Source organism: uncultured Bacteroides sp. (genome assembly GCF_958445495.1).
Classification (GTDB): domain Bacteria; phylum Bacteroidota; class Bacteroidia; order Bacteroidales; family Bacteroidaceae; genus Bacteroides.
Window position 1 is genome coordinate 57,737 of record NZ_CAUCSQ010000023.1, and the last position, 7,362, is coordinate 65,098.

At 44.6% G+C, this 7,362-nt stretch carries 7 protein-coding genes; 5 read left to right on the forward strand and 2 right to left on the reverse strand.

Features of this window, described 5'->3' with window-relative positions:
• Positions 1-23 precede the first annotated feature (23 nt).
• The 5 genes from Q5076_RS09890 to Q5076_RS09910 are packed head-to-tail and all read left to right on the forward strand — an operon-like array spanning position 24 to position 5,917.
• A complete protein-coding gene (locus Q5076_RS09890; protein WP_303012827.1) occupies positions 24-1,280 on the forward strand; it encodes a TolC family protein in 1,257 nt (418 codons plus the stop codon).
• Positions 1,281-1,295: 15 nt separating this feature from the next.
• Positions 1,296-2,207, forward strand: coding sequence for an HlyD family secretion protein (locus Q5076_RS09895; RefSeq protein WP_303012829.1), 912 nt, complete (start codon positions 1,296-1,298; stop codon positions 2,205-2,207).
• Between the two features lie 11 nt (positions 2,208-2,218).
• On the forward strand, positions 2,219-3,688 hold the full coding sequence (locus Q5076_RS09900; RefSeq protein ID WP_303012830.1) for an ATP-binding cassette domain-containing protein: 1,470 nt from the start codon (positions 2,219-2,221) through the stop codon (positions 3,686-3,688).
• 2 nt (positions 3,689-3,690) lie between these two features.
• A complete protein-coding gene (locus Q5076_RS09905) occupies positions 3,691-4,794 on the forward strand; it encodes an ABC transporter permease (protein ID WP_303012832.1) in 1,104 nt (367 codons plus the stop codon).
• Between the two features lie 10 nt (positions 4,795-4,804).
• Entirely contained in the window at positions 4,805-5,917 is a 1,113-nt protein-coding gene (locus tag Q5076_RS09910) for an ABC transporter permease (protein ID WP_303012833.1), read from the forward strand.
• 115 nt (positions 5,918-6,032) lie between these two features.
• On the opposite strand, the gene Q5076_RS09915 is transcribed toward Q5076_RS09910, so the two are convergent.
• Both Q5076_RS09915 and Q5076_RS09920 read right to left on the reverse strand, forming a co-directional pair.
• Entirely contained in the window at positions 6,033-6,461 is a 429-nt protein-coding gene (locus Q5076_RS09915; RefSeq protein WP_303012835.1) for an Hsp20/alpha crystallin family protein, read from the reverse strand.
• A gap of 269 nt (positions 6,462-6,730) precedes the next feature.
• The gene (locus tag Q5076_RS09920; RefSeq protein ID WP_303012836.1) at positions 6,731-7,207 is read right to left on the reverse strand and encodes a hypothetical protein; all 477 of its coding nucleotides are present in this window, start codon (positions 7,205-7,207) and stop codon (positions 6,731-6,733) included.
• Between the last annotated feature and the right edge of the window lie 155 nt (positions 7,208-7,362).

Genomic DNA, 7,362 nt, shown 5'->3' on the forward strand with positions numbered 1-7,362 from the left:
TTGAATCAAAGAAAAAGATGTGTATGAAAAGAATGATTTTCAGCTTTTCCTTTTTACTGTTTGTATCTGGTATGTACAGCCAGGTGACGTTGGAGGAATGCCGGCGGAAGGCACAGGACAACTATCCTTTGGTGCGGCAGTATGGTTTGGTGGAGAAGACGAAAGAATATAATCTGGAAAATGCGGTGAAAGGGTATTTGCCTCAGTTCGCATTTTCGGCTAAGGCTTCTTACCAAAGTGAGGTGACGAAGTTGCCGGTTAAAATACCGGGGCTGGACATAAAGGAACTGCCCAAGGACCAATATCAGGTGATGCTGGAATTACAGCAGAATATCTGGGATGGGGGAGGAATCCGGATGCAGAAAAAGTTGGTAATGGCGGAAACTGATGTGGAGAGGGAAAAGTTGAATGTGGATATGTATGCTTTGAATGGCCGGGTGGATGATTTGTTTTTCGGAATTCTTTTGTTGGATGAACAGTTGGAACAGAACCGGTTATTGCAAGATGAGCTTGTGCGGAGCTATTCCCGGATTGTCGCTTATATGGAGAATGGCATTGCCAATCAGGCCGACCTTGATGCCGTGAAGGTGGAGCAGTTGAATACTCGCCAGAAAAGGGTTGAACTTTCTGCGTTGCGTGAAGCCTACCTGAGGATGCTTTCATTCATGACGGGGGAAGAAATGCCGCGGGAAACGGTTTTGAAGAAGCCTGTTCCGGAGAGTATATCGGTCGCCGGTGGGATTCGAAGGCCGGAATTGTTATGGTTTGACGCACAGGAGGCTGGATTGCGGGTACAGGAAAAGGCTTTAAACGTGCGGCATTTGCCTCGTCTCGGTTTGTTTGTGCAGGGGGCGTATGGGAATCCGGGTCTGGATATGTTGAGGAATGAGTTTTCTCCATATTATATTGCCGGTGTCCGGCTTTCGTGGAACTTTGGCAGTTTATATACGTTGAAGAACGATAGGAGGGTCATTGAGAATAAACGTCGGCAGTTGATTAGCAATCGGGATGTGTTTCTTTTCAATACAAGGTTACAGATGACACAGCAGGAGCAGGCTGTTCGTTCTTTGGAGGAACAGATGAGGGATGATGATGAGATTATCCGGTTGCGTACCAATATCCGTCGGGCGGCGGAAGCCAAGGTCGCAAACGGGACGTTGACCGTGACGGAAATGCTTCGGGAGCTGACAAATGAGAGTATGGCGCGTCAGGCAAAGGCGGTGCATGAGATTCAGCGATTGATGGGTATTTACCAATTGAAATATACTGCCAACCAATAATAAAAGAATTTGGATATGAAACGAATGATAAGAATCGGAGTGTGGGGGATGGCATTGGCGATGTTGTCTGCCTGTGGAAACAGAATGCCTGTTTATGATGCGACGGGTACGTTTGAAGCTACGGAGGTAATTGTCTCTGCGGAGGCTGCCGGCAAGTTGCTGGATTTGAAGGTGGAGGAAGGGACGAGTTTGGAAGCGGGTGAGGAAGTCGGGTTGATTGATACTGTACAATTGTATTTGAAGAAATTGCAGTTGGAAGCCAGCATGAAGTCTGTAGAAAGCCAGCGTCCGGATTTGGTTAAGCAGATTGCTGCAATGAAACAACAAATCGCTACTGCACAACGGGAGAAAAAGAGGGTGGAACGTCTGTTGGCAGCAGGGGCGGCCAATCAGAAACAACTGGACGACTGGGATGCACAGGTCGTATTGCTGGAGCGGCAACTGGCGGCACAGGAGTCGTCTTTGAAAAATAGTATGAACAGTTTGACGGAGCAAGGGAATTCTGTGGCTATACAAGTGGCGCAGGTAGAGGACCAGTTGAATAAATGTCATGTCTTGTCGCCTATTGAAGGTACGGTGTTGGCTAAATATGCGGAGGCGGGAGAGCTGGCTGCTGTGGGAAAACCGTTGTTTAAGGTGGGGGAGATAAATAATATGTATCTGCGGGCTTACATTACTTCCGAGCAGTTGGCTCAGGTGAAGTTGGGTGATAGGGTGACGGTATATTCGGACTATGGAAATTCCGAGCAGAAACCTTATGCGGGAGTTGTCACCTGGATTTCTTCCCGTTCGGAGTTTACGCCGAAAACAATCCTGACAAAAAATGAACGGGCTAATCTTGTGTATGCTGTAAAGATTGCAGTGAAGAATGACGGGGCGTTGAAAATTGGCATGTACGGGGGTGTGATGTTTAAGAGTAACGAATAACGGGGAATTGAATGGAAGGAAAAAAATCCATAGTGGTTGTCAAAGGGATTAGCAAGAGTTATGGAGAAGTAAAAGCTTTGAACGATGTTTCTTTTGCTGTGGAACAGGGGGAAATTTTCGGGTTGATTGGTCCTGACGGTTCCGGTAAGAGTACGTTGTTTCGTATATTGACTACTCTATTGCTGGCGGATGAAGGGACGGCAACTGTCGGAGGATGGGATATAGGGACGGGGTATAAGCAGATTCGTGCCAGGGTGGGATATATGCCCGGTCGTTTTTCTCTTTATCAGGACCTCTCGGTAGAGGAGAATCTTGAATTTTTCGCTACGGTGTTCCAGACTACGGTCCAAGAGAATTATGCTTTGATTAAAGATATATATCAGCAGATTGGGCCTTTTAAGAAACGAAGGGCGGGCGCTTTGTCGGGAGGAATGAAACAGAAGCTGGCATTGAGCTGTGCTTTGATTCATAAACCGGACATCCTGTTTCTGGATGAGCCTACGACCGGGGTTGATCCTGTGTCACGCAGGGAATTCTGGCAGATGTTGCGGGATTTGCGGGAGCGGGGAATCACAATCATTGTTTCAACTCCTATCATGGATGAGGCCCGTCAGTGTGACCGGATTGCTTTTATCCGTCACGGGCAGATTTACGGGATTGACACTCCGGAGAAAATCCTGCATCGGTTTGCTTCGATACTTTGTCCGCCTCCGCTGGAACGGGAAGAGGTTGTGTTTGAAAAGGCTCCTGTCATTGAAGTCGATGAACTGACAAAGTGTTTTGGTGATTTTACGGCGGTTGACCATATCTCTTTTACGGTGAACCGGGGAGAAATCTTCGGTTTTCTGGGAGCTAACGGAGCTGGGAAAACGACTGCGATGCGTATGCTGTGCGGATTGAGCAGGCCGACATCTGGTGTAGGGAAGGTTGCCGGATATGATATTTTCCGGGAATCGGAGTCGGTGAAGAAACATATCGGGTATATGAGCCAGAAATTTTCTTTATATGAAGATTTGAAGGTATGGGAAAATATTCGCCTGTTTGCCGGAATTTATGGAATGAAGGACCGGGAAATTGAAGAGAAGACCGATGAATTGTTGAATCGCCTGGGGTTTTCGGCAGAACGGGACACATTGGTAAAGAGTCTTCCTTTGGGTTGGAAACAGAAACTTGCTTTCTCGGTTTCGATTTTTCACGAGCCGAAAATCGTCTTTTTGGATGAACCTACCGGTGGGGTGGACCCTGCTACGCGCAGGCAGTTCTGGGAATTGATTTATCAGGCGGCAAATCGTGGAATTACGGTATTTGTGACTACTCATTATATGGATGAGGCTGAGTATTGTAACCGGATTTCTATTATGGTGGACGGACAGATTAGGGCTCTTGATACTCCGGCTCGTTTGAAAGAACAATTCGGTGTGGGGACAATGGATGATGTGTTCCAGAAACTGGCCCGCCATGCGGTACGTAAAGCTGATTGATTATGAAACAGTTTATTGCTTTTGTCAGAAAGGAGTTTTATCATATTTTCCGTGACCGGCGGACGATGTTGATTTTGTTAGGAATGCCGGTGGTGCAAATCATTTTGTTCGGTTTTGCTATTAGTACGGAGGTCAAAAATGTGCGGCTGGCTGTGCTTGACCCTTCGAACGATGTGGTGACACGGAAGATTGTAGACCGTTTGGATGCCAGCGAGTATTTTACCGTCACTGCCTGTTTTCATTCTCCGCAAGAAATGGAGACGGCTTTTCTGAAGAATGAGATTGATATGGGAATCGTGTTTGGCGAATGTTTTATGGATGGATTGTATGCCGGGGATGCCCGTGTACAGCTAATCGTTGACGGTACTGACCCGAATATGTCTACTATGCAAACGAATTATGCGGCAAATATCGTTGCTTCGGCAGGGCAGGAAATGTCACCTCCCGGTATAACGGCGGGACGCCTGGTTCCGGATATTAAGTTATTGTATAATCCTCAGATGAAGAGTGCATATAATTTTGTTCCCGGAGTGATGGGATTGATTCTGATGTTGATTTGCGCGATGATGACTTCTATCTCTATCGTCCGTGAAAAGGAGACGGGGACAATGGAGATATTATTGGTTTCTCCTGTAAAGCCGTTATTCATTATTCTGGCGAAGGTTGTTCCTTATTTTGTGCTCTCTTTTGTCAATCTGGTAACGATTCTGTTGCTTTCGGTTTTTGTCCTGGATGTTCCCGTAGCCGGAAGTTTGTTCTGGTTGGTGGCGGTTTCTTTGCTTTTTATTTTTGTCTCTTTGGCATTAGGGTTGTTGATTTCTTCTCTCACCCGTACCCAGGTGGCGGCTATGCTGGCTTCTGGCCTGATTCTGATGATGCCTACCATGATTTTGTCGGGGATGATTTTCCCGATAGAGAGTATGCCGTTGTTGCTTCAGTTGATTTCGGATGTGCTTCCGGCCCGTTGGTATATTCAGGCTGTGCGCAAGTTGATGATTGAGGGCCTTCCTGTCATGCTGGTATATAAAGAGATTTTGATTTTATTGCTGATGGCGGTGTTGCTTGTCACAATCAGCCTTAAAAAGTTCAAGTACAGATTAGGATAAGGGATGTGTTATGATAAAATTTTTGATAGAAAAAGAGTTTAAGCAGTTGCTTCGTAATTCGTTCTTGCCGAGATTGATTCTTATTTTTCCCTGCATGATTATGTTGCTTTTGCCGTGGGCCGTGAATCTGGAAATCAAGAATATTCAGTTGAATATCATTGATAATGACCATTCTGCCATTTCACAACGTTTGGTAAATAAGATTGCCGCTTCCACTTATTTCCGCCTGTTTGAGGTATCTTCTTCCTATGCTGCGGGGTTACGGAATATTGAAACGGGTACGGCGGATATTGTGATGGAGATACCGAGGCATCTGGAACGTGACTGGATGAATGGGAAAGATGCTCATATACTGATAGCTGCCAATGCCGTGAACGGAACAAAGGGAGGGTTGGGAAGTTCGTATTTGTCTTCGATTATCAATGATTATGCTGTTGAGTTGCGTTCGGAGCATCCGGAAGTTGCCGTTTCCGGCATACTTCCTTCTATCCGTATTGATACGTTGGGGTTGTTTAACCCGAATTTGAATTATAAGCTTTATATGGTTCCGGCATTAATGGTGATGTTGCTGACTTTGATTTGCGGTTTTTTGCCGGCTCTGAATATTGTGGGTGAAAAAGAGGCGGGAACGATTGAGCAGATTAACGTGACTCCGATACCGAAGTTTATTTTTATTCTTGCGAAATTATTACCTTATTGGTTCATTGGTTTTGTTGTGTTGACTGTATGTTTTGTATTGGCATGGGTGTTTTACGGAATAGCTCCTGCGGGACATTTTATGGTGATATATTTCTTTGCGGTTCTTTTTGTACTGGTCGTATCCGGTATGGGGCTTGTCATTTCCAATTATTCGGCAACCATGCAACAGTCGATGTTTGTCATGTGGTTTTGCCTGTTGGTTCTGATATTGATGAGCGGTTTGTTTACTCCTGTTGCCAGTATGCCGGAATGGGCGCAGGTGATTACCTGGTTTAATCCTCTGAAATATTTTATGGAGGTGATGCGGATGGTTTACCTGAAAGGCAGTGGCATGTGTGATTTATTGCCTCAATTGGGGATTCTGCTGCTCTTTGCCATAGGTTTGAATGGTTGGGCGGTGCTTAGTTATAGAAAGAGCCGGTGAGGCGGGCAATATAAAAAGGCAACTTCTTCCGGTTTGCCGGAGGGGGTTGCCTTTTGCAGTTTTTCTATTGTTGGAAATGTCAATAAGAATATTGATGGAAAAAGTGAGTGCTATCTTATTTTATTTCAATCTGTCTGTTCGGTTTCTTTATTTCCTCTTCGGAAAGTTTGGGAAGTTCGATGTTCAGTACACCGTGTTCTACAGACGCAGCGATTTTCTCTTTATCTACATTGTCCGGCAAAATCATTGTCTGCTGGAATTTGGAGTATGAGAATTCGCGGCGTAGATAGCGTCCTTCTTTCTTTTCTTCTTTGTTATCCGTTCTCTTTTCCATACTGATGACCAGGTTGTTGTCTTCGTCAATGCGGACATTGAAGTCTTCCTTTGTCATCCCCGGAGCTGCCAATTCTACCTTGTATTCTTTTTCTGTCTCAAAAACATTGATTGCAGGTGCGGTAGCATTTGCCTTTACCATCCAATCGTTATCAAAGAAATCGTTGAAAATACTTGGTAACCAATTTTGAGTTCTTCTAACAGGTGTCATAATTTTAGTCTCCTATCTTTTAGTTAAACATTCAATTTATGAGGTTATGAACTTTGGTGCCGGGACTTACGGTGGTGCCGGATATCCCGGTTGCCGCCGCTTATTCTTTGAACCGCTGTCCGACTATATAATTGCAAGTTTCATACCAAAGGATTTTTAAGACTGAATTTGTCTATTTGTCATTCAAATAATGCCAATATTGCAAATGTGGTGACAAAATGTAGCCTGTTTTTATTTATTTTATATAAGTTCGATAATAATTTGATAATCTATTCCTCTTGGGTCAGTTTGAATCTCAGTCGCAGGGTTTGTCTTTCTTCATCATAGTCATGGCTGATAATTTTGAAAGTGCCGATTTCGGATGTATGGGAGACATGCGCTCCGATACAGGCACAAGCGTCATAATCGCCTATGCGTACGATGCGGAGTGTGTCGCTTGCATCATCCGGCAGTTTGCTGAGGTCTACAATGGCTTTTGCTTGTTCGTGGGGCATGAATTCAATGGTTACAGGCAGGTTTTGGCCGATTACTTCATTTACCTTGTTTTCAATTGCTTGAATTTGTTCCGCTGTCGGGCAAAAAGGCAGAATATAGTCGCATTTGCTTTTTTTTCTTTCTATATGGGCATTACGGGAACGTTGGCAACCGAAAGTCTTTACCATAGTGGCATTCAATAAGTGCTCCGCTGTGTGCATGGGAGGATATTCTTGTTTATTGTGTCCGTTGAGTTGAATTTGTTGTTCCATTTTCGTTATTGATTAATATATTATTTGTTGAATAGTTCTGCATGAAAACCGATACTTCTTATTGTTTATGATACATTGTTCTTTTTCAAGAAATTAAGCATACAGGCATAAAAAAAGGAGCAACGCCTTGCTCCAACCTTTGTTAACCTTAAATC